This is a genomic window from Polaromonas sp. (genome assembly GCF_029945895.1).
Lineage (GTDB): Bacteria > Pseudomonadota > Gammaproteobacteria > Burkholderiales > Burkholderiaceae_C > Polaromonas.
This window is the reverse complement of sequence record NZ_JAQSDL010000042.1, coordinates 18,616-43,146: the sequence shown is the minus strand read 5'-3', so window position 1 is coordinate 43,146 and position 24,531 is coordinate 18,616. Positions and strand designations below refer to the sequence as shown.

The 24,531-nt window shown below is 65.0% G+C and carries 21 protein-coding genes and 2 riboswitches; of the genes, 12 read left to right on the top strand and 9 right to left on the bottom strand.

The window, feature by feature from the left end; translation table 11 throughout:
* Positions 1-566: putative zinc-binding metallopeptidase (locus PSV33_RS05305; RefSeq protein ID WP_300559608.1), on the top strand; the 566-nt coding region annotated here is incomplete at its 5' end.
* 77 nt (positions 567-643) lie between these two features.
* Here PSV33_RS05305 and PSV33_RS05300 read toward each other — a convergent pair.
* The 7 genes from PSV33_RS05300 to PSV33_RS05270 all read right to left on the bottom strand — a co-directional run bounded on the left by PSV33_RS05300 (position 644) and on the right by PSV33_RS05270 (position 9,926).
* A complete protein-coding gene (locus tag PSV33_RS05300; protein ID WP_300559606.1) occupies positions 644-922 on the bottom strand; it encodes a hypothetical protein in 279 nt (92 codons plus the stop codon).
* Positions 923-1,217: 295 nt separating this feature from the next.
* The gene (locus PSV33_RS05295; protein ID WP_300559605.1) at positions 1,218-1,988 is read right to left on the bottom strand and encodes a transferase; all 771 of its coding nucleotides are present in this window, start codon (positions 1,986-1,988) and stop codon (positions 1,218-1,220) included.
* Positions 1,985-2,737, bottom strand: coding sequence for a YoaK family protein (locus PSV33_RS05290; RefSeq protein WP_300559604.1), 753 nt, complete (start codon positions 2,735-2,737; stop codon positions 1,985-1,987). The genes PSV33_RS05295 and PSV33_RS05290 overlap by 4 nt, the downstream gene beginning before the upstream one ends.
* 126 nt (positions 2,738-2,863) lie before the next feature.
* Positions 2,864-5,452 (bottom strand): DUF1631 family protein, encoded by a 2,589-nt coding sequence (locus PSV33_RS05285; RefSeq protein WP_300559602.1) that lies wholly within the window; start codon positions 5,450-5,452, stop codon positions 2,864-2,866.
* 515 nt (positions 5,453-5,967) lie between these two features.
* The gene (locus tag PSV33_RS05280) at positions 5,968-6,537 is read right to left on the bottom strand and encodes a fasciclin domain-containing protein (protein ID WP_300559600.1); all 570 of its coding nucleotides are present in this window, start codon (positions 6,535-6,537) and stop codon (positions 5,968-5,970) included.
* A gap of 377 nt (positions 6,538-6,914) precedes the next feature.
* The gene (locus tag PSV33_RS05275) at positions 6,915-9,140 is read right to left on the bottom strand and encodes a malate synthase G (RefSeq protein WP_300559598.1); all 2,226 of its coding nucleotides are present in this window, start codon (positions 9,138-9,140) and stop codon (positions 6,915-6,917) included.
* A 78-nt stretch (positions 9,141-9,218) separates the two neighbouring features.
* Complete coding sequence (locus PSV33_RS05270) at positions 9,219-9,926, bottom strand: haloacid dehalogenase type II (protein ID WP_300559597.1); 708 nt, start codon at positions 9,924-9,926, stop codon at positions 9,219-9,221.
* 159 nt (positions 9,927-10,085) lie between these two features.
* Here PSV33_RS05270 and PSV33_RS05265 point away from each other — a divergent pair, with 159 nt between their 5' ends.
* From PSV33_RS05265 to PSV33_RS05255, 3 genes are all read left to right on the top strand, one after another.
* The gene (locus PSV33_RS05265; RefSeq protein WP_300559594.1) at positions 10,086-11,306 is read left to right on the top strand and encodes a CaiB/BaiF CoA-transferase family protein; all 1,221 of its coding nucleotides are present in this window, start codon (positions 10,086-10,088) and stop codon (positions 11,304-11,306) included.
* Positions 11,307-11,384: 78 nt separating this feature from the next.
* The gene (locus tag PSV33_RS05260; protein WP_300559591.1) at positions 11,385-12,368 is read left to right on the top strand and encodes a LysR family transcriptional regulator; all 984 of its coding nucleotides are present in this window, start codon (positions 11,385-11,387) and stop codon (positions 12,366-12,368) included.
* A gap of 17 nt (positions 12,369-12,385) precedes the next feature.
* Positions 12,386-12,835 carry a DUF2214 family protein gene (locus tag PSV33_RS05255; RefSeq protein WP_300559588.1) on the top strand — a complete coding sequence of 150 codons (450 nt, stop codon included), beginning with the start codon at positions 12,386-12,388 and terminating at the stop codon, positions 12,833-12,835.
* Between the two features lie 8 nt (positions 12,836-12,843).
* Here PSV33_RS05255 and PSV33_RS05250 read toward each other — a convergent pair whose 3' ends face one another.
* Positions 12,844-14,151 carry a D-amino acid dehydrogenase gene (locus PSV33_RS05250; protein WP_300559586.1) on the bottom strand — a complete coding sequence of 436 codons (1,308 nt, stop codon included), beginning with the start codon at positions 14,149-14,151 and terminating at the stop codon, positions 12,844-12,846.
* Between the two features lie 110 nt (positions 14,152-14,261).
* Positions 14,262-14,360: riboswitch (glycine riboswitch) on the bottom strand.
* Between the two features lie 7 nt (positions 14,361-14,367).
* Positions 14,368-14,460: riboswitch (glycine riboswitch) on the bottom strand.
* A 60-nt stretch (positions 14,461-14,520) separates the two neighbouring features.
* On the opposite strand from PSV33_RS05250, the gene argS reads away from it, so the two are divergent.
* From argS to PSV33_RS05210, 8 genes are all read left to right on the top strand, one after another.
* Positions 14,521-16,197, top strand: a complete 1,677-nt coding sequence (gene argS / locus PSV33_RS05245; RefSeq protein WP_300559583.1) for an arginine--tRNA ligase — start codon at positions 14,521-14,523, stop codon at positions 16,195-16,197.
* 55 nt (positions 16,198-16,252) lie between these two features.
* Positions 16,253-16,876: an SPOR domain-containing protein gene (locus PSV33_RS05240; RefSeq protein WP_300559581.1), complete on the top strand. Its 624-nt coding sequence runs from the start codon at positions 16,253-16,255 to the stop codon at positions 16,874-16,876.
* A gap of 63 nt (positions 16,877-16,939) precedes the next feature.
* On the top strand, positions 16,940-17,593 hold the full coding sequence (locus PSV33_RS05235; protein WP_300559578.1) for a thiol:disulfide interchange protein DsbA/DsbL: 654 nt from the start codon (positions 16,940-16,942) through the stop codon (positions 17,591-17,593).
* A gap of 271 nt (positions 17,594-17,864) precedes the next feature.
* Entirely contained in the window at positions 17,865-18,491 is a 627-nt protein-coding gene (lptA, locus tag PSV33_RS05230; protein ID WP_300559575.1) for a lipopolysaccharide transport periplasmic protein LptA, read from the top strand.
* A gap of 10 nt (positions 18,492-18,501) precedes the next feature.
* Positions 18,502-19,269 carry an LPS export ABC transporter ATP-binding protein gene (gene lptB / locus PSV33_RS05225; protein ID WP_300559572.1) on the top strand — a complete coding sequence of 256 codons (768 nt, stop codon included), beginning with the start codon at positions 18,502-18,504 and terminating at the stop codon, positions 19,267-19,269.
* A 124-nt stretch (positions 19,270-19,393) separates the two neighbouring features.
* The gene (locus PSV33_RS05220; protein ID WP_300559569.1) at positions 19,394-20,932 is read left to right on the top strand and encodes an RNA polymerase factor sigma-54; all 1,539 of its coding nucleotides are present in this window, start codon (positions 19,394-19,396) and stop codon (positions 20,930-20,932) included.
* 118 nt (positions 20,933-21,050) lie between these two features.
* Positions 21,051-22,454 (top strand): THUMP domain-containing protein, encoded by a 1,404-nt coding sequence (locus tag PSV33_RS05215; protein ID WP_300559566.1) that lies wholly within the window; start codon positions 21,051-21,053, stop codon positions 22,452-22,454.
* 11 nt (positions 22,455-22,465) lie between these two features.
* Entirely contained in the window at positions 22,466-22,906 is a 441-nt protein-coding gene (locus PSV33_RS05210) for a putative toxin-antitoxin system toxin component, PIN family (RefSeq protein ID WP_300559564.1), read from the top strand.
* Between the two features lie 12 nt (positions 22,907-22,918).
* On the opposite strand, the gene PSV33_RS05205 is transcribed toward PSV33_RS05210, so the two are convergent.
* Complete coding sequence (locus PSV33_RS05205) at positions 22,919-24,502, bottom strand: FMN-binding glutamate synthase family protein (RefSeq protein WP_300559610.1); 1,584 nt, start codon at positions 24,500-24,502, stop codon at positions 22,919-22,921.
* Between the last annotated feature and the right edge of the window lie 29 nt (positions 24,503-24,531).

The following is a 24,531-nucleotide window of genomic DNA, read 5'->3' as shown; positions in this document are numbered from 1 at the left end:
CCTTGCTGGGCCACTTCCGCCACGAGGTCGGCCACTACTACTGGGACCGCCTGGTCGCGGGCACACCGTGGCAGCAGGGTTTCCGCGAGCTGTTCGGCGATGAAAGCCAGGACTACCTGGCCAGCCTGCAGACCAACTACGAGCAGGGGCCGCGGCCGGACTGGGCCCTGCACTACGTGAGCGCCTACGCCAGCGTGCACCCGTGGGAAGACTGGGCCGAGTGCTGGGCCCATTACCTGCACATGCGCGACACCGTCGATACGGCCCTGAGTTTTGGCCTGTCGGCCGAAAGCGCCCAGCTGGAATTCACGCCTTTTACACTGGATGCCTTGTACCAGCCGGACTACCCCGAGGCACAGGTGTTCCTGGACTTCCTGAACCAGTGGACGCGGCTGACCACGCTGCTCAACGAAATGTCGCGCGCCATGGGTCAGCCCGATTTTTACCCCTTTGTGCTGCCACGCGAAGTTGTGGCCAAGCTGCATTTCATCCATCTGGTGGTGACTGCCGTCCGTGACGGGGCGGGTCAGGAGCCGGAGCAGCACCCGTCCCAACGCCCGTTCTGATCAAAAAACGGTCCCAGCCCAAGAGCGGCGGGCGCCAGCAGCTCCTGATTCAGTAGCGTCTTGCGAACCACAGCCTCTTATTCGAGCGCCTGCACGGACAGCCCGTGTTGTTCGGAAAACGCCTTCAGGATGGCGGCAATTTCCATGTCCGGCAAGGTGGTCACCAGCTCGACGATCTTGTGGCCGCTGCCCTTGTGGCTGTCGCTGACGACCACCGTGGCCGCGCTGTCGCCAGCGGCAAACAGCGCCTGCAAGGTCGGGCCCAGCGAGGCCATCAGCTGCGTGCGTTGGGCCTCCGGCACGCCGGCAAGCGCCGGGTAGTGCAGCTCAAAGGAAAAATTGGTTTTCGGGCTCATTCTTGTCTTCCATGTTTGTCGGAAAACGTCCAGTGTGGCCGGGCGGCGGGTGTGCTGGCGTCGGACAGGGGCGCGCGATACCGTGGGCGGCCTGGCCCCGCTTGGCCCAGGAATGCTGACTTGACCGTTCGGGCTGAGCCTGGCCTGCCCTGAGACTGTCGAAGGGGCGCAGCTTGTTCGCGGTTTGCAGTTTGCAGTTTGCAGTTTGCAGTTTGCAGTTTGCAGTGTGCAGTGTGCGAGCCTTCGACAAGCGCAGGGCAACCGGGTGGCGACGCTCCAATGAACCGTATGGCTCCTAGACATCCCCGGCGAGGTCCTTCATTTCCCAGGCGATGCGCGCGAGCTCGGCTTTGAGCTGCAGACGCGCCGCGTCGTCCAGCCCGGCCAGGCTTCTGGCCAGGTTCAGCTTGCGCGGTGAAATCGCCGGGCCGCGGCAGGCAAACACAATCGCGTTGCTTTTTTCGGCGGACATGACTTCGACCGCGTTGCCGCTGAAACTGCGGTGGATACGGTCGGCCAGCAGCGGGTAGTCGGGGTGGTCGTGGTGCAGGTTGACCACCAGCACGCCGCGCTCGCCCAGGGCGGCGAAGCAGTCGTCATAAAAACGCTGCGAACACAGCGCTGCGGGCTGGCCGTCCTGGTCAAAGCCGTCGACCAGCAACACATCGAAGACCGGCGCTGCGGTCTGCAGGTAGCGTGCGCCGTCGGCGGCGATCACCGCAAACCGCGCGTCGTCGTCGGGAATCTGGAACTCGCGTCGCAGGGCGATCACATGCGGGTTGATCTCGAGCACCGTCATGCGCGAGGCCGGCAACTGCCGGTAGCAGAACTTGGCCAGCGAGCCGCCGCCCAGGCCGATCATGCCGATGTGGGCCGGCGCGGGCTGGAACAGCAAAAAACCCATCATGGTTCGGGTGTAGTCCACGTCCAGCCGCCAGGGCTGGTGCAAAAGCATGCGGCTTTGCAGTTCGCCCAGCGTGAAATGCAGCGACCTGGATGCGCCGTCTTCCCGCACAAAGGGCACGGTGTACTGCAGCGACTGAAAATCGCCGGGTGCCAGTGTCACGGCGACCTCGCGAGCTTGCGCAGGTCCAGCACGACGGCGGGCAAGGCCATGGCCACCAGCAGCAGGGCGATCGGCAGCGTGGCGCTGAAGCCCAGGGCCTTGAAGGCGACGGCGCCAAAAATGCCGCCGGAGAAAAACAGCCCCAGCAGGGTGGCATGGATGAACAGCTTGTCGGTGTTGGCCTCGACAAACTGGATGCTGTTGGCCTTCTTCGACTGGTTCCAGTAGATCAGCCGGCCCAGCTCGATGCCCAGGTCGGTGATGACCCCGGTCATGTGGGTGGTGCGGATCTCGGCGTGCGAGATCTTGGTGATGATGGCGTTTTGCAGGCCCATGATGAAACACAGCAGCAGCACCGCCGTCGGCACCAGCAGGGTGGCAAAAGACTTCAGGTTGGCGCCCACCAGACCGAACAGCAGCAGCAGCAGGGCCTCCAGCAACAGGGCCAGCGCGTACTTGCTGCGCAGTTCCTGGCGCCTGGCCCAGCTGATGAGTAAGGTGGTGGTGATGGCCCCGCCGATAAACGCGGCCAGGCTGACCAGGCCGGCCAGCGCCAGGCCGATGCTGCCCACCACCAGGTCATCGGCGATGGCCGAGACGATGCCCGTCATGTGCGAGGTGTAGCGCTGCACCGCCAGAAAGCCGCCGGCATTGATGGCGCCCGCCACAAAAGCCAGGATGCCGCCAAACTGCCGGTTGCTGCGGCGCGTGCGTTCCCTGGCGGTGAGTCGAAGCAGAAATTTGAACAAGAGGGTCCTCTGCCAGGCAAGAAGCATGACACAGGACATTATGGTGCCGGGAAACGGGCGTGCCGTTGCCGCCATCAAAATTCGTGATGACATCGGCTGTAGCCCGCCAACGGTGGGCGCAAGACGCTATTGAAGTTGTAGCGACCCGGTGTGGTGTCCGGATGGCGTCTGCCGCCCGGACTCGGGGGCGGTGCTGCCCTGCGGGTCCTGCGGTGCGGCCCGATTGACGAGGTGGTCCAGCGCGTGGGCCACCACGTCGTGCGTCTCGACCGGACGCAGCAGACCCTGCGTGATCAGGCGCACGCAGCTGCGTTTGGTCATGGAGTGCGGCTGGCCGCCGTGGCTGACGAACATGAAGAGTGTGCCGCGGGTGCTGGCCCAGATCAGCTGCGCGCGCAACCAGTGGCGCCGTGAATAAAGATCGACCCAGCTGCCTTCGCGCAGGCCCATCAGGATGTCTTCGGGCTGACGGACATCTTCCCCGGCGTTGTCTGGCGGCGTGTCATCAGCGCCGCAGGCGGGCGCTTCGCCCACCGGTGCGGCCTCCTGCGGCGTGGCGTCCAGCGCCGCGGGTCCGGACGGCAGGGTGTCTTCAAAACCGGCCCTGTCCAGCTCCCCCTGCGCCAGCCAGGGCTGGCCGGCGGCCTTGGCCTTGCGCTGTTCGGGCGTGGCGGGCAGGAGGTCGCTCAGGTCGGAGAGGTCGGTTTCGACCGTGGCCACTTCCAGCGGGGCATTGTCCGATTCGACGGCGTCGCGCCGGCTGCGCACGCGCCGCAGTTTGAGCACCGGGCGGTGCAGCCTTTCCATGGCGTTGAAAAAAGCCTCGGTCTCGCCCGGCTCCAGCCCCAGCGATGTCAGGCCGGCCTGCAGCTTGGCCAGCAGGCCGGGAATCATGGCGATGAGTTTGCCCGGCCGCCTGAGCGTGGCCTGGCGCTTGACGCTCCACAGCAGGTCGGTGACCAGTGATCCGTAACCCTGGGGGTCGATCTGGTGCGCGGTGTCGGTGAGCCGGGCGTGCGCCATCACCAGCGCCCAGGGGCCGAACAGGAAGTCCAGCACCACGCCGGGCACATGGTCCAGGTCGGCGCGCAGGCTCATGTCCAGGGCAATCTGGTCGGCCTGTGCCTGCCGCTCTTCGGCAAACTGCATGGTCTGGCGCATGTTGCCGCGCACATTTTTCTCGTGCCGGTCCTGCTCGTCCCACAGTGCCTGCAACTCGCCCAGGGCGGCGTCAAAAGGCCGGGCGTCCTCGATCTCCAGGGCGTTGAGCCCGTTGAAGGCCTCGGTCAGTGAATGGAAAAAAACGTCGAACGCCGGGCTGCGCTCGTCGTTGTACTTGAAACTGCGCTGCGCCACGCGCTCCATCAGGCGGCGTGCGGGGTGACCTTCCTCGCTGAAAAAGCGCGAGTCCACCATGGCCAGGCGCAGCAGCGAAGGCTCCAGCGCCACAATCGCCTCGCGCACCGGCACCAGCAGGCGTGGGTCCTGCGCGACCTGGTTGACCAGTTTCTTCACCACCTCCATGCCCAGCACCTGGCCGACGCGGGTGGCGTCTTTCTTCAGCTGCGTGCGCACCAGCGCCCGTTCGCGGGCGCGGCCGTAGACACCCCAGACCTGCGAGCTGAGCTGGCTGAGCACGTCCACAATGCGCGACGGGTGGCCGGGCCCTTCTTCGGCGTCCTGCGCCGGCAGGGCCGGCCGCCGCGGGTCGCTGCGCGTGCCGTGGTAGCTGTGATCCTCAGAGTCAGCGCCGGCGCCGGCGCCAGGCTCGGCGTGCAGCGCCGCCTGCGCCGAGTCGGGCGTGCCCTTGAGCGCGATCAGTTCTTCTTCAATGGTGGCGTAGTAGGCCGGCGCCAGGCCGTGGTCGGCGTTGCTGCTGCCGCGAAGCAGGAAGTCCTGAAACAGCGCGTCCTTGACTTCATGGTTGGACAGGTCGGCGTAGTGCGACGGCACCGGCGTGAAGGGTTCGTCCGAGGCGTAGCCGATGCCGACCGGGCCGCCCTGGGCGCCCGGCTCGCCGCCTGCTGAGCCGCTGCCCGGTTTTTTGCCGGCGCTGACGGGGTTCTGCAGCACCCGGTAGCTGGCGGCCCGCACCTGGGCCAGTTCCATCACATTGATCAGCCGCTCATAGATACGTTTGAGTTCGCGCCCCAGGGGCTCGCCAAGGTGTTTGATCCACAGCGCGCTGGTCGTGGGCGCGACCGGCGCGCCCAGCAGCAGGGTGCGCAAGGTCTGCGTGTAGACTTCCGGCCGAACCGGGTTGGCCTCGGCGCGCACGTTGACCAGGCCCTGCGCCGCACTCATCAGGCCGTCGAGCTCGGCCAGCGCCTGCTCGACCACGGGCGCGACCTGCTGCAGCAGCCGTGAGGACTCGATGCCCTCCTCGACCTGGGTGTCGTCGACCAGCGAGAACATGTCGGCGCCCGCCAGCGAAGGCAGGGCCGTGCGCGCCGCGACCGGCTGCACAGCAGGTTTTGCGGGCTGGCTGAAGGCGGCCATCAGCAGCCCCGGGTACTGCGCACACCAGCCGTCGCGGTGACGCAGCAGTTCGCGCCAGGCCCGTGCGAGGTCATCGCGCTCGGAGACTTTCAGGCTTTGCGTCTCTGCCACCTGCAGCGCCGCCACCGCGTGGTCGATACAACGTTCAAGCGCCGGCCTGGCGGCCTGGGCGGCCTCCTGCAGACAGCGGGATAAAACGTCGGCTTGCGATGCCATGGTGAAGGGCGATGGGGCTAACAGCGAAAATGCAGAGGAGTGGACGGGATAGGTGTCAAGTCAATCGTTTGGGAAAAAATACCGGCTCGACCCGACCCCGCAGTGTGGGCTGAACTGGGGGGCTGCTGCCGAAAATCGCGAAGTATCTTGTAACGATTTCTAACCTGTCGCACAGCAAAGAGACGCTGCTTACATTCCACTCAGGCGGCCACCACCGAACGCATTGCCCGGCGACGGCTTTCTGCGCGCCTGGCCCCTGCAACGGAATGGTCTGGATGAATAGGGCGCGAGCCCAACAGCAACAGGCACCTGCAGCTATCTTTTGCATAGCAAATCCGAAGGGCTGGGGCGGGTGCTGCCGCGTGGCTGGAGGCGCGCGCGGGGTGTCCTTTGCGCGGCCCGAAGGGACAAAGCCACAACAAACCGTTGCAGTTTGTTGTGGCTTTGTTGTCGCTTGGCCCGGGGCGGCGTTGCCAGTCTGGCAGCGGCACCACACGGGTTGGCTCAAGTGGGGATCAGTTGGGCACCAGCACCTTGTTGACCACGTGGATCACGCCGTTGGACTGGTAGACGTTGGCAATGCTGACCATCGCCGTGCCGCCTTTTTCGTCGGTGACCATCACATTGGAGCCGCTGGCCGTGACCACCAGGCTGTCGCCGCTGGCGGTGGTCAGGGTGGCCCGGCCATTGCCGGCCATCACGCGCTGGCTCAGGGCGGCGGCGTCGAGTTTGCCGGGCACCACGTGGGCCGTCAGGATTTTTGTCAGCAGGGCCTTGTTCTCGGGCTTGAGCAACGTGGCCACGGTGCCGGCGGGCAGAGCGTCAAACGCGGCATTGGTCGGTGCAAACACGGTGAACGGGCCGGGGCTCTTGAGCGTGTCAACCAGACCCGCAGCCTTGACCGCGGCCACCAGGGTGGTGTGGTCCTTGGAGTTGACGGCGTTGTCAATGATGTCCTTGGTCGGGAACATGGCGGCGCCGCCGACCATGACCGACGGGCTGCCGGACATCTGGCTGCCGGACATGCCACCGGCACAAGCGCTGAGCAAAACGGCAACGCCGGCTGCAATGAGTAGTTTTTTCATAGTGAGACTCCTGTTGAAGGTTGTTGGTCTGTGTGATCCGCCACAGCGCGTCAGCGTGGTGTCCGCCTGGAGGGAGTACGCGCGAAATACTCCACTGGATTCAAGGGGCAATCTTCACGCGTCCCGAGGCCTGACCCCAGGGAACACAGCCGGCCCAGCCGAGCTTGAGTTTCCTGCAGCAGGCTCCGTTTTCCCCGCCGCCATCGGCGCCGCCGCATCGTGCCATGGCGGCGGGAGGGCGTTGGCCGGACGGTTGCGGCCCTCTGCGCGGAAAAACAAAAACGGCGCCAGAAGGCGCCGTAGAGGGAAAATCATGCATCAAATCCGGCTTCAGCCCTCATGGGGTGGGCGGAAGCAGCTATGAATTTAGAAGTAAATCAGGCGCTGCCGGCCTTGACCTTCAGGCGCCAGGCATGCAGCAGCGGCTCGGTGTAGCCGCTCGGCTGCTCCAGGCCCTTGAACACCAGGTCGCAGGCCGCCTTGTAGGCCGCGGAAGTGTCAAAGTGGCCGGCCATGGGTTGGTACAGCGGGTCGCCGGCGTTCTGTTTGTCCACCACGGCGGCCATGCGTTCAAAGGTCTCCTTCACCTGCGCTTTTGTCACCACGCCATGCAGCAGCCAGTTGGCCATGTGCTGGCTGGAGATGCGCAGGGTGGCGCGGTCTTCCATCAGGCCGACGTTGTGGATGTCGGGCACCTTGGAGCAGCCCACGCCCTGGTCGATCCAGCGCACCACATAACCGAGGATGCCCTGGGCGTTGTTGTCGAGTTCCTGCTGTTTCGCCTCGGCGCTCCAGTCGGGTGTGGCCGTGACGGGCACCTGCAGCAGGCCGTTCAGCAGGGCAGGGCGCTCCTTGTTGGCGTCGATCTTTTCCAGGTCTTTCTGCACCTTGCTGACCTTGACCTGGTGGTAGTGCAGTGCATGCAGCGTCGCGCCGGTCGGGCTGGGCACCCAGGCGGTGTTGGCGCCGGCTTTGGGGTGGGCGATTTTCTGCTCCATCATGGCTTTCATCAGGTCGGGCATCGCCCACATGCCCTTGCCGATCTGTGCCTTGCCGCGCAGGCCGCAGGACAGGCCGACCAGCACGTTGTTCTTTTCGTAAGCCGCGATCCAGGCGCTGCTTTTCATGTCGCCCTTGCGGATCATGGGGCCGGCGTGCATGGCGGTGTGCATCTCGTCGCCGGTGCGGTCCAGGAAACCGGTGTTGATGAAGGCGACGCGGCTTCTGGCCGCGGCGATGCAGGCTTTCAGGTTGACGCTGGTGCGGCGCTCTTCATCCATGATGCCGAGCTTGACGGTGCTGTCGGGCAGGCCCAGCATTTTTTCGACCCGGCTGAACAGCTCGGCGGCAAAGGCGACTTCGGCCGGGCCGTGCATCTTGGGCTTGACGATGTAGACCGAGCCCTTGCGTGAGTTCCTGATGCCTTTTTTGCCCTTGCGCTTGAGGTCATGAATCGCGATCGTCGTGGTGACGACGGCGTCCAGAATGCCCTCGGGAATTTCTTTCGTCGAGCCATCGGCAGCGGTGTAGAGAATGGCCGGGTTGGTCATCAGGTGGCCGACATTGCGCACAAACATCAGCGAGCGGCCGTGCAGGGTGACCGGTTTGCCCTTGCTGCCTTTGGGCGAGGTGTACTCGCGGTCCGGGTTCAGGCCGCGGGTGAAGGTCTTGCCGTCCTTGGTGACGCTTTCGGTCAGCGTGCCCTGCAAAATACCCAGCCAGTTGCTGTAGGCCAGCACCTTGTCGTCGGCATCGACCACGGCCACCGAATCTTCCAGGTCGAGGATGGTGGACAGCGCTGCTTCCACCACCAGGTCGCTGACACCGGCCGCATCACTTTTGCCGATGGGCGTGCTGCGGTCGATGCGGATGTCGATGTGCAGGCCGTTGTGCTGCAACAGCACTGATGACGGTGCCGAAGCCTTGCCCTGGTAACCCATGAACTGGCTCGCATCGGCCAGCGTGGTGTTTTTGCCGCCCTGCAGCGTGACGACCAGCTTGCCGCCCTTGACCGCGTAGCCGGTCGAATCGATGTGCGAGCCCTTGACCAGCGGCGCGGTGCGGTCCAGTACATACCGCGCGTACTCAATGACTTTGGCGCCGCGCACCGGGTTGTAGCTCTTGCCCTTTTCAGCGCCGTTGTCTTCGGACAGCACGTCGGTGCCGTACAGCGCGTCGTACAGCGAGCCCCAGCGCGCATTGGCCGCATTCAGCGCATAACGCGCGTTCAGGATGGGCACCACCAGTTGCGGGCCGGCCTGCTTGGCGAGTTCGGCGTCCACGTTGGCGGTGGTGATGGTGACGTTTTTTGGCGAGGGCACGAGGTAGCCGGTTTTCTCCAGAAAGGCGCGGTAGGCCTTCATGTCGGCAATCGGGCCGGGGTTGGCTTTGTGCCAGCGGTCCATCTCGGTCTGCAGGCGGTCGCGCTCAGCCAGCAGGGCGATGTTTTTCGGGGCCAGGTCCGCCACGATGGCGTCAAAACCTTTCCAGAAGGTGGCGCTGTCCACGCCGGTGCCGGGCAGGACCTGGTCATCGACAAAGCGTTGCAGAACCGTGGCCACCTGCAGGCCGTGGAGCGATGTGCGTGGAGTGGTTGTCGTCATGGGGGAACCTCAAAAAAGGGCAAAAAAGAAGGAAAGGGAAGGAAAGCAAAAAAAGGAAGGTCGAAACAGTGAAACGGATTATCCCGCCGGGAAGAAACCCAGCACGTCGCGCAGATTGCTGCCGGTGCGCGACGGCTGTGTGCCCAGCTCCTCGAAGGGCAGGGCATATCGGTTGACCCAGAGTGTCTGGTAGCCGTACCAGGTCGCGGCCAGTGCGTCCCAGCTGTTGCAGCTGACAAAGGCAATCTGCGCCGCGGGCAGCCCCGTGGCCTGCGGCCCGAGCGCATAGGCCTCGGGGTGGGTCTTGTATTTGCGGATGCCGTCGACACTGAGCACATGGTCGAGCAGGTCGCCAAGCCCGGCGGACTTGACGGCTACCTCCAGCATCGACGGGTCGCCGTTGGACAGAATGCCGGTGACGATGCCGCGTTTTTTCAAAGCCTGCAGCACCTCGCGGTTTTCCGGAAAGGCCGACAGATGCCGGTACTGGTTCATCAGCCGCTCTTCGCGGTCGGCCGTCAGGTCCAGGCCCAGGCGTTTGCACGCGTAACGCAGGCCGGCGCGTGTCAGCTCCCAGAACGGCCGGTAGTGCGCACCGCCATTGCTGGTGGTGACCAGCCGGGTGTATTCAATCTGCTTGTCGCGCCAGAGCACGCCCAGCGCCTGCCCCTGGCCCGGAAACAGCTGCTCGGCCAGCAGGCCCACGCTGTACACGTCGAACAGCGTGCCGTAAGCATCAAAAAGAACAGCCCGTGGCGACACGTGCCCGGTTTTGGGTTTTTCCATGGCTAGACTGTATTTGATACTTTGACAAAGATTAATCGATTGAAAAGCGATTTATCCATGACATATTTGGATGTAATGCTCGCATCCAGCCCGCGCCGCATAATTTGGAGGTCATGAGCCGAGTGGTCGGCCAACCACCGTTTTTCCAAGGATTCCACCGTGTCCGAGCCCTCTTCGCCGCCCCCAACGGTTTCCAGCCCCGCCGCGCCCCTGCCGCTGGCAGGCCTGCGCGTGATCGAATTCACCCACATGGTGATGGGCCCCACCTGCGGCATGGTGCTGGCTGACCTGGGCGCGGAGGTCATCAAGGTCGAGCCTCTGGGCGGCGACAACACGCGCCGCCTGCTGGGCTCGGGCGCTGGATTTTTTGCGCTTTTCAACCGCAACAAGAAAAGCATCGCCCTGGACCTGCAGACACCCCAGGGCCGGGAGATTGCGCTCAGGCTGGTGGCGAGCGCCGACATCGTCAGCGAGAACTTCAAGCCCGGCACCATGCAGAAGCTGGGGCTGGACTACGCCAGCCTGTCGAAACTGAACCAGGGCCTGATTTACGTCAGCCACAAGGGTTTTCTGCCGGGCCCCTATGACCACCGCACCGCACTCGACGAGGTGGTGCAGATGATGGGCGGCCTGGCCTACATGACGGGCCGGCCCGGCGACCCGCTGCGCGCCGGCACCAGCGTCAACGACATCATGGGCGGCATGTTTGGTGCCATCGGCGCCATGGCTGCGCTGGCCGCGCGCGCGAAAACCGGCAAGGGCCAGGAGGTGCAGGCGGCCCTGTTTGAAAACAATGTGTTCCTGGTGGCCCAGCACATGATGCAGTTTGCCGTGACCGGGCAGCCGGCTGCGCCCATGCCGGGCCGCATCTCGGCCTGGGGCATTTACGACGTGTTTACCGTGCGGGACGGCGCGCAGATTTTTCTGGCTGTGGTCAGCGACACCCAGTGGCAGCTGTTTTGTGATGCCTTCGGTTTTGCCGACCTGCGCGCCGATCGCCGGCTGGACAGCAACAACGACCGCGTGCGGGCACGCGAGTGGCTGCTGCCGCAGCTGCGCGAACGGCTGGCGCCGCGAAGCGCGGCCGAACTCAGCGCGCTCTTCGAGCAACACGGCCTGCCGTTTGCGCCCATCACACGGCCGGAAGACTTGTTTGAGGACCCGCATCTGCAGCAGACCGGCGGCCTGGCGCCCTTGCGGCTCCCCGACGGGCGCGAGACCCACGTGCCGCTGCTCCCCCTGACCCTGGGTGGCGAGCGCCCCGGTGTGCGCCTGAACCCGCCCCGGCTGGGTGAACATACGCAGCAAGTGCTGCGGGAGCTCGGTTATGGCGAAGCGGACATCGAGGCCCTGGAGGCCGGGAAGATTGTTGCCGGCTGACCGTTGCAGGCGCGGCCGGCGACGCAATAAAGACCTTCCGCGCCCCATTTCCACCTTTTGTGCCCATAATCGCCGGCCATGAGCAAACTCAAACAGATGGAGTCCTTCGTCTCGGTGGCCACGCGCGGCAGCCTGACGGCGGCGGCCAACGCCGAGGGCGTGGCGCCGGCCATCATGGGGCGCCGGCTGGATGCGCTGGAAGAACGGCTGGGCGTAAAGCTGCTGGTACGCACCACGCGGCGAATCTCGCTGACCCACGAGGGCAGCGCCTTTCTGGAAGACTGCCAGCGTCTGCTGATCGACGTGGCCAATGCCGAGGCCAGCGTGTCGGCTGGCGGGGTCAAGGCCAGCGGTCATTTGCGCATCACCGCGCCGGCCGGGTTCGGGCGCCGCCATGTCGCGCCGCTGGTGCCGCTGTTTCGCCAATCACATGCCGACGTCACGATTTCGCTGAACCTCAGCGACCGCGTGGTCGATCTGGCGGGCGAGGGCTTTGACTGTGCGGTGCGTGTCGGTGACCTGCCCGATTCCTCGCTGGTCAGCGTGCGCATGGCCGACAACCGGCGCCTGTGTGTGGCCACGCCGGGCTATCTGCAGCGCCACGGCACACCGCAGCACCCCACCGAACTCGCAAAATTTGACTGCCTGACGCTGTCCAGCGACGCGTCGCAGACGCGGGGCTGGGCCTTTCGCATTCCCCGCAACGCCCCGGGGCGACCCCAGGAAGCTGCGCTGGCGGACGCGGCAGGTGAGGGCGACTACGAGGTCATTCATCTCAAACCGGGTGGCCCGCTCGACTGCTCCGACGGCCAGGTGCTGCACGACTGGTGCATGGCCGGCTACGGCATTGCCTGGCGCAGCACCTGGGAAGTCGAGGCCGAAATTGCCGCCGGCAAACTGGTAGCGGTGCTGCAGGACTTTGACGCGCCGCCCAACGGGATTTACGCGGTGTTTCCGCAGCGCAAGCACCTGCCGCTGCGCGTGCGGCTGTGGATAGACTTCCTCAAGCACAATTACGGCGAGCCCGCGTTCTGGACCGGCCAGCGCACAGCGCACCCCTGAAAGCACCGCGAGAACCCATGACCCTTGAAGCCCTGCTCGCCTACGCCCACATCCTGGCCATCCTGACCATGGTGGTCTTTCTTGCCAGCGAGGCCGCCCTGTGCCGCAGCGAGTGGCTCAATGCCGCCGTGGTCGAGCGTCTGGGCAAGATCGACCTGATCTACGCCGTGTCGGCGGGTGCCGTCTTGCTGACGGGCTTGCTGCGCGTGTTCCTGGGCGTCAAGGGTGCGGGCTGGTACGGCAGCAACCCGCTGCTCTACGTCAAGCTGGGCCTGTTCGTCGTCATTGCACTGCTGTCCATCCAGCCCACGCGGCTGTTTGCCCGCTGGCGCCGGGAGTTGCGCGCCACCGGCCGCCTGCCCGACGCGAGCCAGGTCACGCAGGCGCGCAAGCTGGTGATGGTGCAGGCCCATCTGCTGCCGCTGATCCCGCTGGCCGCGGTGTTTCTGGCGCGCGGTTTCGGTTAAGCGCCCTCTCAGGTCCGCACGGCCGCTGGCCTGCCCAGCGACACCCGCCTGCGCGGCTGCGCCAGGCCTGTGAAGGCAAAGTCCACCTCGGGTTCCCGTCCGCTGACGATGTCGGCAATCGCCGCACCCGAGCCACAGGCATGGGTCCAGCCCAGGGTGCCGTGTCCGGTATTGAGGAACAGGTTGCGGGTGTTCGAGGCGCCGATGTAGGGCACGTTGGACGGCGTGGCCGGCCGCAGCCCGGTCCAGTACTGCGCATTTTTCCCGTCTGTCATGTCCGGAAACAGCTGGCGCACACGCCGCACAATCGCTTCGCAGCGCACCAGGTTCAGGTCGGTGTTGTAACCGCCCAGCTCGGCCGTGCCGGCGATCCGCAGCCGGTTGCCCAGGCGCGAAAACACCAGCTTGTACTCGTCGTCGGTCAGTGAAACGTTGAACGACGCGGCTTCATTGATCACCGGCAAGGTGACCGAATAACCCTTGGCCGGATAGATGCGCAGCGTCTGCCCGAGCAGCCGCGCCCACTGCGGGCTGTACGCGCCCAGGCACATCACATAGGCGTCGGATGGGACCTCACTCACCATGCCGTCGGCATTGGCGATCTGGACACCGAGCAGGGCGTCGCCTTCCCTGCGCGCGCCGACGATGCGGGTGTTGTACAGAAACTCCACCCCGGCCGAGGCGCACAGGGCCGCCAGTCTGGCCGTGAACAGGTGGGCATCGCCCGACTCGTCGCTGGACGTCATGCTGCCGCCCACCAGCTGGCCGCGGCTGGCGGCCAGCGCGGGTTCGATGGCCACGCATTCGTCCGGCGTCTTCATGTCCAGCTCGCAGCCGTATTCGCGCATCAGCGCGGCGGGCGCCTGCGCATCGGCATACTCTTTCTCACTGGTGTAGAAGTGCAGGATGCCTTCGGTTTTCTGCTGGTAGTCGATGCCGGTGGCGGCCCGCAGCTGCTGCAGCGTGGCGCGGCTGTACAGGCCCAGGTTCACCATCTGTTTGATGTTGTGCCGGGTGCGGCCCGGTGTGCACTGGCGCAGGAAGTCCAGTCCCCATAACCATTGGTTCAGGTCAGGGCGCAGGCGAAACAGCAGCGGCGCGTCTTCACGCATCAACCACTTCAATACCTTCAACGGTGCGCCGGGGTTGGCCCAGGGTTCGGCATGGCTGACCGAGACCTGGCCGCCGTTGGCAAAACTGGTTTCCAGCCCGGCGCCGGGCTGGCGGTCGATGACGGTGACATCGTGGCCGGCCTGTCGCAGAAACCAGGCCGAAGCAATACCGGTGACGCCGGCACCCAAAACAGTGACTTTCATGAAAGATCCAAGGAAAAAAGGTCGCAAGCCCTTGCCGGGTGTGCGCGAGCAGCTATGAAATAGATAGCATTTCAAGGCGGCAGCAAACACCCGTCAAGGTGCCGCTCCCACTGTCCTTGGTACCTGAGAGATTCAACCTGCAGCGCATTCGGCGCTGGGCAGGTTTTGCTCCTTCGGTGGTCACCGCGTTGCGCGGCGACTCTCTCCAGATTCGGCATGTTTCATTCAATACGGGAGCCTGAGCGATCATGGGAGATTGCGCCTTCGGCGGCCTGCGTCGGAACGCAAACACTCTCTTGAATGAAACCACATTTTGCCACGACTCGGGACGAATGCGGCAACGATGGCGCGCGCCCTTAAAATCAGTCCATGCTCCTAGTCAAACAAGAATTGCTCGCGGTCCTGGCCGCTGAGCTGGACAAGCTGTCCCCCGGTGCCGGCCAGAAGGCTGCTTTCGAGTCGCCCAAGGTCGCCGCCCACGGCGACTTCGCCTCCACCGCAGCCATGCAGCTGGCCAAACCCCTCAAGCTCAACCCGCGCCAGCTCGCCGAGAACCTGCGTGAGTCCCTGCTGGCGGCGCCGGCTTACCAGCGCTGGGTCGATACGGTGGAAATCGCCGGGCCGGGCTTCATCAACTTCCGCCTCAAGCCGGCGGCCAAGCAGGAAACCGTGCGCGAGGTGCTGACCGCGGCCGGGCAGTTCGGCGTCAAGCCGGTGGACAAGGCGCGCCGCGTGGTGGTCGAGTTTGTCTCGGCCAACCCGACCGGGCCGCTGCACGTGGGCCATGGCCGGCAGGCGGCGCTGGGCGACGCGATCTGCAACCTGTTTGCGACCCAGGGCTGGGACGTGTACCGCGAGTTCTATTACAACGATGCCGGTGTGCAGATCCACACGCTGGCCACCAGCACGCAGGCACGCGCCAAGGGCCTCAAGCCCGGCGATGCACTCTGGCCCGAGCCGGCTTACAACGGCGACTACATCGACGACATCGCCCGTGATTTCATCGCTAAAAAGACGGTGCGTTCCGACGACCGTGAGTTCACCGCTTCGGGCGACATCGAGGACCTGGACGCGATCCGCCAGTTCGCCGTGGCCTACCTGCGCCACGAGCAGGACCTGGACCTCAAGGCCTTTGCCGTCGGCTTCGACAACTACTACCTCGAGTCCAGCCTGTACAGCTCGGGCCGGGTCGAGGCGACCGTGGCCAGGCTGAAGGAAGCCGGAAAAACCTACGAGCAGGACGGCGCGCTCTGGCTGAAGTCCACCGACTACGGTGACGACAAAGACCGCGTGATGAAAAAAAGCGACGGCAGCTACACCTACTTCGTGCCCGACGTGGCCTACCACCTGGCCAAGTGGGAGCGCGGTTTTACGCGCGCCATCAACATCCAGGGCATGGACCACCACGGCACCATCGCCCGCGTGCGTGCCGGCCTGCAGGCCGCCGGCGCCGGTATTCCTCCCGGTTATCCGGACTACGTGCTGCACACCATGGTGCGTGTGATGCGCCACGGCGAGGAAGTGAAAATTTCCAAACGTGCCGGCAGTTATGTCACCTTGCGCGACCTGATCGAGTGGACCAGCAAGGACGCGGTGCGCTTTTTCCTGCTCAGCCGCAAGCCCGACACCGAATATGTGTTTGACATCGATCTGGCCCTGGCCAAGAACAACGAAAACCCGGTGTATTACGTGCAATACGCGCACGCCCGCATCTGCTCCGTGCTGGCGGCCTGGGGCGGCGATGTCGCCACGCTCAGGGGCATGGACCTGTCAGCACTCGACAGCCCGCAGGCGCAGGCCCTGATGCTGCTGATGGCCAAGTACCCCGACATGCTGGCCAATGCCGCCACCGGCTTTGCACCGCATGACGTGGCCTTTTACCTGCGCGAGCTCGCGGCCAGCTACCACAGCTACTACGATGCCGAGCGTATTCTGGTCGACGATGAAGTGGTCAAGCTGGCCCGCCTGGCTCTTGTCGCCGCGACCGCTCAGGTGTTGCACAATGGCCTCAAGGTGCTGGGCGTTGACGCCCCGCAGAAGATGTAAACCAGAGCCTGACACCATGACGCGTAACCCTTTCATCAAGCAACCCGGCCAAGGCATGAACACACAAAGAGGCGGGACCCTGCTGGGGCTCATTATTGGTGCGCTGATCGGCCTCGCGGCTGCCCTGGCGGTGGCGGTCTACATCACCAAGGTGCCTGTGCCCTTCATGAACAAGGGCCAGTCGCGCAGCCCCGACCATGACGCTGCCGAAGCCAAGAAGAACCGCGACTGGGATCCCAATGCTCCCCTGTATGGCAAAAACCCCGCCAAGCCGTCGGCGGCTTCGGGCGGGCCGGTGACCGACGTCACCCCGCAGAAGCCGGCGGCGGCGCCTGTCGCGCCGGCCGAGCCGGCCGCCAAGACTGCAAAACCCGCCGCCGACCCGATTGGGGACCTGGCCAAGGCCAGGCTGGCCGCGCCCGCCGCAACCCCGGGGGCTGACCCTTTCAATTATTTTGTGCAAGTCGGTGCTTTTCGCACCCCCGAAGACGCCGAGCAGCAGCGCGCCAAGATTTCGCTGATGGGTCTGGAAGCCAGGGTGACCGAGCGTGAGCAGTCCGGCCGCACCGTCTACCGGGTGCGCCTCGGGCCTTTCGACAGGAAGGACGATGCCGACAAGGCCAAGGAACGGCTTGACGGCAGCGGCATCGAAACCGCCCTGGTTCGCGTCCAGCGCTGAACTTTCTGCCGCCAGGGTATCCAACCTTCTCGCACCTCGCCAGAACCAACGGAGAAAAAACTGATGCAACGACGTGAATTTTCGATAGCCACCGCTTCGGTGGCGGCTGCCGCCTCGCTGGGCGCCCTGAGTACCCCGGCACTGGCCCAGGCGCTGGCGCCGCGCGCAGGTACCGACTTTCTGGTCCTGGACAAACCGGCCCCGGTCGAGGCGCCAGCAGGCAAGGTCGAGGTGGTGGAGTTTTTCTGGTACAGCTGCCCGCACTGCAACAGTTTTGAGCCGGCACTGGACGAGTGGATGAAGAAAACGCCGAAAGACGTGGCCGTCCGCCGCGTGCCGATCGCTTTCCGCCCCGATTTCGAGCCGCAGCAGCGCCTTTACTACGTGCTCGAGGCCATGAACAAGGTCGACGAACTGCACAAAAAGGTGTTTTACGCCATCCATGTCGAAAAACAGATGCTCAATACGCCGGACCTGATTGCGGCCTGGGTTGAAAAGCAGGGCATCAACAAGGCGAAGTTTCTCGAGACCTACAACTCGTTTTCTGTGGCGACCAAGGCGCGCAAGGCGACCCAGCTGCAGGATGCCTACAAGATCGACGGCGTTCCCGCGCTGGGCGTGGCCGGTCGCTATTTCACTTCCGGGTCGATGGCACAGACCATGGCGCGCGCGCTGCTGGTCACCGACTACCTGATTGCCCAAGTCAGGAAGGGGTAGCCCCCACGGTTGCTCACTGCGTATAGCGCCCTGCCCCCTGGGGGCGCTGCGCCTGCGGCCCGGCAGAGCCGGTTCCGCGGCCCCGGCTGGTGGGAAAGAAGCAGACCCGCGTTTGTTGCTTCCCATCCCGTTCGTCCTGGGCCGAGGCATGTCCCTCGGTGGCTGTCGAGCGCTACCCCGAATGGGAGCTTTTTTAGGGGCGGGGCGGATTCCCTGGAGTTGCGTCGCTACAATGGGTCAATCCCACCAAAGCAGCAAGATTCGTGCCTTTATGAATAAACCCGCCTGTGTACTGATGCTGGCCGCCGCCCTGGCGGCTTTTCCGGTTGCGGCTGAAAAGGCCGACCGCGACAAGCCCATGAACGCCGAGGCCGACGCGCTGCGTTACGACGACCTCAAACAAACCAGTGTTTTCACCGGCAACGTGGTCATCACCAAGGGGACCATCATTGTTCGTGGTGCCCGCGTGGATGTCCAGCAGGACCCCGAGGGCTACCAGACCGCGATCGTGATTGCGGGGCCCGACAAGCTGGCCTACTACCGCAAAAAGCGTGATGGCGTCGACGAATACATCGAGGGTGAAGGCGAAAGAATCGAATACGACAGCCGCGCCGACACCGTCAAGTTCATCCGGCGCGCCGTGTTGCGCCGTTACGTGGGCGCGACCCTGGCCGACGAAACCACCGGCGAGCTGATTGTTTACGACAACCCGACCGATGTCTTCACGGTGGATGCCGGCGCGCAAACCAAGACCCCGGGCAACCCGACCGGGCGCGTCCGCGCCCTGCTGGCCCCGCGCAACACGGTCTCCGGGGCCGGTGCCCCCGCAACGCCCGCGCCCGCCGGGCCTTCTCCCTCCCTGCGACCCAGCACCACGCTGGGCAATGACAAGAAGTAAGCAAACCCCCATGGATGTGTCCCCGGAAACCGCTCCCGTCAGTCGCCTGGTTGCCACCGGCCTGCAGAAATCGTACGGAAGCCGCCAGGTCGTCAGGGATGTTTCCCTCGCGGTGAAAAAAGGTGAAGTGGTGGGTCTGCTCGGTCCCAACGGGGCCGGCAAGACAACTTCGTTTTACATGATCGTCGGGCTGGTGCGTGCCGACGCTGGCGAGATCACCATCGACGGCGATTCGATCGAGCACATGCCGATCCACAAACGCTCGCGCCTGGGCCTGAGTTATCTGCCGCAGGAAGCCTCGATTTTCCGCAAACTCACCGTCGAGCAGAATGTGCGCGCCGTGCTGGAACTGCAGACCGATGACGCCGGCAAACCGCTGGTTGCCGAGGTGCTCAACAAGCGCCTGGACGGTCTGCTGCAGGATCTGCGGGTCGACCACCTGCGCGACTCGCCGGCACCGGCGTTGTCCGGCGGCGAGCGTCGCCGCGTCGAGATCGCCCGCGCACTGGCCACGCAACCGCGCTTCATCCTGCTCGACGAGCCGTTTGCCGGCATTGACCCGATCGCGGTGATCGAGATCCAGCGCATCATCGGTTTTCTCAAGTCGCGCGGCATTGGCGTGCTGATCACCGACCACAATGTGCGCGAAACGCTGGGCATCTGCGACCACGCCTACATCATCAGCGACGGCCATGTGCTGGCCATGGGAACCCCTTCTGAAATTGTGAACAATGCTGACGTGCGCCGGGTCTACCTTGGTGAGCACTTCAAGATGTGATGGCTCCCCCCTGTTGCGGACTCACTTCGTGTAGCCGCCTCTCCCCCCAGGGGGACGGCGCCTGCGGACTGGCAAAGCCAGATCCGCGGCCCCTGCTGAAAAAATCCGGATCCCTGGACGTCTCGTGAAACAAGGCCTGTCCCTTCGCGTCTCGCAGCATCTGGCGCTCACGCCCCAGCTGCAGCAGTCGATCCGCCTGCTGCAGCTGTCTACGCTGGAGCTGAGCCAGGAAGTCGAGCAGATGCTCGACGAGAACCCGTTTCTGGAAGTGGCCGAGGAGGCCGCCCCGCGTGAGGATTTCGGCCTCGGTGCCGTCGACACGCCGGTCAGCCAGGAAACCCGCGAGTTTGAGTCCACTACGGATTCCATAGCAGTCGGCGCAGACGATTCGGGGGCTGCGGCCCAAAATGATTCAGAACCTGGCAGCGAGGCCAAACTCGAGGAAAGCTGGGAGGGCGACGGCAGTGTCGAGACTGCCCCCGACGACAACGAATGGGGCGGCGACGCCACGCCGCGCAAGAACAACAACAACGACGACAGCGATGTCGACGCCACGGAACTGGCGCGCAGCCAGGAGTCGCTGCAGGACCATCTGCACCGCCAGGCCCTGTCGCTGCGCCTGTCGCCGGAGGGCAAGGCCGCACTGCATTTCCTGATCGAGTCGCTCAACGACGACGGTTACCTGGAAGACAGCCTGACTTCGCTGGCGGCCGGCCTGGCCGGCGACGACGTGGAGCAGCTTGAAGCGGTGGAACATGAGTTCGCGGTCGCGCTCAAGCTGCTGCAACACATGGAGCCGGCCGGCGTCGGCGCGCGCAACCTCGCCGAGTGCCTGAGCCTGCAGCTGCTCGACTGCAGGAACAATGACGAGACCCGTGCCGCCATCGCGATCTGCCAGCAACCGATGGAGCTGCTGGCCAAGCGCGATGTGAAACGCCTCTCGCATCTCTGCGGCTTTCCCGATGCGGTGATCAAGGTCGCGATCGGCCTGATCGGCCGGCTCGACCCCAAGCCGGGCCGGCGTTTTGTCAACGTCGAGCGCAACCTGATCGTGCCCGACGTGCTGGTGGTCAAGTCGGGCCGCGGCTTCAAGGTGTCGCTCAACAGCGAGGTGATGCCGCGCCTGCGCGTGCACGACATCTACGCCAACGCCCTCAAGCAGAACAAGGGCCAGGGCGGGCCGGCGCTGCAGCAGCGCCTGCAGGAGGCGCGCTGGTTCATCAAGAACATCCAGCAGCGTTTTGACACCATCCTGCGCGTCAGCAGCGCAATTGTCGAGCGGCAGAAGAACTTTTTCACCCACGGCGAGCTGGCCATGCGGCCGCTGGTGCTGCGCGAGATCGCCGACGAGCTGGGCCTGCACGAATCGACGATCTCACGCGTGACCACCGCCAAATACATGAGCACGCCCTTCGGCACTTTTGAGCTGAAGTACTTCTTTGGTTCGGCGCTGGGTACCGAGACCGGCGGCAATGCATCCAGCACCGCGGTGCGCGCGCTGATCAAGCAGTTTGTCGCGTCCGAGAGCCTGAAAAAGCCGCTCAGTGACAACCAGATTTCCGAGATGCTCAAGGAGCAGGGCATCGAGTGCGCGCGCCGCACGGTCGCCAAGTATCGCGAAGCCCTGCGCATTGCGCCGGCCAACCTCCGAAAATCTTTGTGAATATGGCCCCCACGCTCTCGCACTTCGTGTCGTTCGCTGCCCCCCGCGGGGGCCGCTGCGCCTTGCGGCCGGCGGAGCCGGACCGCGGCCCCTGTTTGTATGGCGCGCCAGTTAATTTATGAACCAACTACAACTGTTTTTACCCTGCGCCGCCGGCGTCGAGGAGCTTCTTGCCGCTGAAGTCAAGCGCATCACCGGTGCGCAGGGCAAGGCCTGGCGCGCCGGCGTGCAGGTGACCGGCTCCTGGCGCGATGCGCTGCAGCTCAACCTGCACAGCCGGCTGGCCCAGCGTGTGCTGATCGAGCTGCAGCACAACAGCTACCGCAGCGAGCAGGACCTGTACAACGCCGCAGCGGCTGTGGCCTGGGAAATCTGGTTCACGCCCAAACAGACTTTCAAGGTCGAGATCACTGCGCAGCACAGCCCGCTCACCAGCCTGAACTTTGCCGCGCTCAAGATCAAGGACGCGATCGCCGACCGCTTCCGCGACAAATACGATGTGCGCCCCGACGTCGACACCCGCTGGCCCGATGTGCGCGTCTACGTCCACCTGACCACCGACACCGTGACGCTGTACATCGACACCTCGGGCGAGCCGCTGTTCAAGCGCGGCTGGCGCGAGGACAAGGGCGATGCGCCGCTCAAGGAAACCCTGGCCGCCGCCATGCTGGCCGCCAGCGGCTGGAGCGGCGAGAACGGCCTGTGCAGGCAGGGCGTGCCGCTGTACGACCCCTGCTGCGGCTCGGGCACCATCGTCATCGAGGCGGCGCAGATTGCCTGCAACATCGCGGCCGGCATGGGCCGGCATTTTGCGTTTGAAAAATTCGTGCCCTTCCAGCCCCACGTCTGGGAAGGCCTGCTGGACCAGGCCGAGCAGGCCATCACGGCGCCAACCGCACCTGTCTTCGGCAGCGACGTCTCCTTCCGCATGGTGGACTTTGCCGAGCGCAATGCCGAACGTGCCGGTGTCGCGCACGCGGTGCAGGTGCGCGGCGGCGACGCCCTGCAGCGTATGCCGCCCGCACCTTCGGGTGTGATGCTGGTGAATCCACCTTACGGCGAGCGCATTGATGTGGCCGGTGTCGCCGGCATTCCCGCCTTGCAGGGCCGCGACCAGCGCCGCCAGCAAGGCGGCCAGGCGCCACACGACCACCGCCACCAGCCCATCGACGAGTTCGGCCAGCCTCTGAACCGCGACGCCGGCGACACCCGGGACACTCGCGAAGAGCCCGCCTTCGAAACCTCGCGCGACCGCTCGGCCAACCCGGGCCGCGAGCAGGCCCTCAATGCCTGGGGCGAGGAAGCCTCCGACTTCTTTCCGCAGCTGGCCAGCCACTGGAAGAAAAACTACGCCGGCTGGACCGCCCACGTGCTCACGCCCGACATGAAGCTGCCCCAGAAAATGCGCCTCAAGGAATCGCGCCGCGTGCCGATGTGGAACGGTCCCATCGAGTGCCGGCTGTTTCGCTTCGACATGGTGGCCGGCTCCGCGCGCGAGAAAAAGCCCGCCGCCACACCTTGAACCTGGCTGCCATGGACACCCAGGCGGGGGCCGGTGACTGCGTGGTGCTTGACACCAACATCGTGCTGGACCTGTTTGTTTTTGACGACCCGGCGGCGCGGGCGCTCAAAAGCGCGGTGATCACCGGGCAGTTGCACTGGCTGGCCACCGCGGCCATGCGTGTCGAACTGGCGCGTGTGCTGGACTACCCGCAGGTCGCCAAACGCATGACGCGCGACGGACTGGTTGGCGCGCAGGTGCTGCTGGCCTTCGACACCCGTGCGCGCATCGTGGCAGCCGCCCCCAAGGCACCGGTGACCTGCAGCGACACCGACGACCAGATCTTCATCGACCTGGCGGTGGCGCACCAAGCCTGGCTGCTGAGCAAGGACCGGGCCGTGCTTTGCATGAAGAAAAGGCTGCTGGCCCTTGGTGTACGGGCGCAAGCAGCTATCAATACAGTAGCAATCTAGGGCTTTGGGGCTTCAGGCGGTTGCGGGGGCCAGCTCGCCGGTGCTGGAGACCTTGTCTTTGGGCGGGGTCACCGCAAAGCTGTGCGAACTGGCCAGCGGCCAGTACAGCTTGAAGACCTGGTGCTGGCTGTCCAGGTCGCTCAGCAGCGAGCCCTCTTTCACATGCAGCACCAGATTCGACAGCAGCCGGACCTCGGTGTCGTTGATGCGCCGCACGATGTGGTGCGCCGTGACGTCGCGGGTGTGGTGCAGCCCGGCGGCTTCCAGCAGTTCCTTGAGCGCCTTCAGCGTGCTCTGGTGAAAGCGCCAGACGCGCTCGGCCTTGTCGGGCACGATCAGCGCCTTTTGCCGCAGCGGGTCCTGCGTGGTCACGCCGGTCGGGCAGTTGCCGGTGTGACAGGTTTGCGCCTGGATGCAACCCAGTGCAAACATGAAGGCGCGCCCCGAGTTGCACCAGTCGGCGCCCAGAGCGAGCATGCGCGTGATGTCGAAGGCGCTGATCACCTTGCCGGCGCAGCCCACGCTGATCTTTTTTCGCAGTCCCGCGCCGAGCAGCGTGTTGTGCACCAGCAGCAGCCCCTCCTGCACCGGCGCGCCCACATGGTCAGTGAACTCCAGCGGCGCCGCGCCGGTGCCGCCCTCGGCACCGTCAACCACGATGAAGTCGGGCGTGATGCCGGTCTCCAGCATGGCCTTGACCATGGCAAACCATTCCCAGGGGTGGCCGAGGCAGAACTTGAAGCCGGTCGGTTTGCCGCCCGAGAGTTCGCGCAGCCGGGCGATGAAATGCATCATCTCCACCGGTGTCGAAAACGCGCTGTGGGACGACGGGGACACGCAGTCCACCCCGATCGGCACACCGCGTGCGGCGGCAATCTCGGCGGTCACCTTGGCGCCCGGCAAAATGCCGCCGTGGCCGGGCTTGGCGCCCTGGCTCAGCTTGAGCTCAATCAGCTTGACCTGCGGGTCGGCGGCGCTGGCCGCAAATTTTTCGGGGCTGAAACTGCCGTCGTTGTTGCGGCATCCGAAATAACCCGAGCCGATCTCCCAGATCAGGTCGCCGCCGTGCACCCGGTGGTGCTGCGAGATCGAGCCTTCCCCCGTGTCGTGCGCAAAGCCGCCGCGCTGGGCACCGCTGTTGAGCGCCAGGATGGCCGGCGCCGACAGCGCGCCGAAACTCATGGCCGAGATGTTGAAGATGCTCGCGCTGTAAGGCTGCGCCGTGGCCGGGCCGATGGTGATGCGAAAGTCGTGCGAGCTGATGTGTGTGGGTTGCACCGAGTGGTTGATCCACTCGTAGCCGTGCTGGCTCACGTCCAGCTGCGTGCCGAATGGCCGGTTGTCCAGCTCGCCCTTGGCGCGCTGGTAGACCAGTGAACGCTGCGCGCGGGAAAACGGCACCGCCTCCGAATCGCTCTCAATGAAATACTGGCGCATCTCCGGGCGTATGAACTCCAGCAGGAAACGCAGGTGCCCCATCACCGGGTAGTTGCGCAGGATGGAGCTTTTTGTCTGCAGCACGTCGTGGATGCCGACGCCGCAGAGAACGCCGAACAGCAGCAGAACGGCCAGGCCCCGGCCGGAGTCAAGCAGCATGAAGAGGCCCAGCAGAAAACCGGCCGCGC